The organism is Streptococcus mitis, assembly GCF_001579035.1.
GTDB classification, from domain to species: Bacteria; Bacillota; Bacilli; order Lactobacillales; family Streptococcaceae; genus Streptococcus; species Streptococcus mitis_J.
Genome location: NZ_KQ970288.1, coordinates 46974 through 48185, shown reverse-complemented (window position 1 = coordinate 48185; position 1212 = coordinate 46974). Strand labels below are relative to the sequence as shown.

Annotated in this window: 1 protein-coding gene; it reads left to right on the top strand. The window is 43.5% G+C overall.

Features of this window, described 5'->3' with window-relative positions:
• On the top strand, window positions 1-1212 hold a 1212-nt coding region (locus SMIDD26_RS06400; RefSeq protein ID WP_246746976.1), incomplete at both ends, for a hypothetical protein.

Here is a 1212-nt window from a genome sequence, read left to right as displayed (position 1 = left end):
TTACGGTGACGGAAAAAGACTTTACTGAATTTCCTAAGACTGACACCAGAAAGGTTCCTATTTTAGATAGAAGTACTGCTGAAAAAATTGGTGACCGCTACTTGGGTTCCCTAACGGATAAGGTGTCGCAATACGTAGCGGCAGATACCTATACTCAATTGACAATTGATGGGAAGCCTTATCGGGTTACACCCTTAGAATACGCAGACCCTATCAAGTGGTTTAATAATCAGGCCAAGGGAATCGGCGAATATATTAAGGTGGATATGGTAACCGGGAATGCAGACTTGGTAGACTTGAAGACACCAATCAAATATTCAGACTCGGAGTATTTTAACCGTGATGTCAAGCGTCACCTGCGCTTGAAGTACCCAACTAAAATCTTCAAGACTCCATCTTTTGAGGTGGACGATGAGGGCAATCCTTTCTATGTAGCAACGGTTTACCAAAAGCAATTTGGGCTTGCGGTTCCTCGTCCTGTTTCAGTCATTATCTTGGATGCTACAAATGGAGAAACCAAAGAATACAGCTTGGCAGATGTTCCAGAGTGGGTGGACAGGGTTTATCCAGCTGAGGAAACCATTGAGCAAATCAACTACAACGGCAAGTACAAGGATGGTTTCTGGAATGCCATGATTTCCAAGAAAAACGTGACCCAAACTACCAAGGGATATAATTATTTGTCTATCGGTAATGACATCTACCTCTACACAGGTGTGACATCGGCCAATGCGGATGAAAGTAATCTTGGTTTCATTCTTGAAAATATGCGAACAGGGGAAATCACTAAGTATAGCTTGGCTTCTGCGACCGAAGAATCAGCCCGTGAATCAGCCGAAGGTGCTGTTCAGGAGAAATCCTACAAGGCAACCTTCCCAATCCTCATCAACCTCAATGACAAGCCTCTGTATATCATGGGCTTGAAGGACAATGCGGGCTTGGTCAAAGAGTACGCTTTGGTAGACGCAGTCGAGTACCAAAATGTTATCGTAGCTACGACAGTGGAAGAGCTACTCAGCAAGTACGCCAATAAAAACGACCTTGAAATTGATAATGAAACAACAGAAAGCATCAAGGGTGTGGTAGCAGACCTCAAATCAGCTGTTATCAAGGGCGACACCGTCTACTTCTTTAAAGTTGATGGTAAGATATATAAGGTCAAGGCCTCAGTATCAGATGACCTTCCTTACCTTGAAAATGGTAAAACCTTCG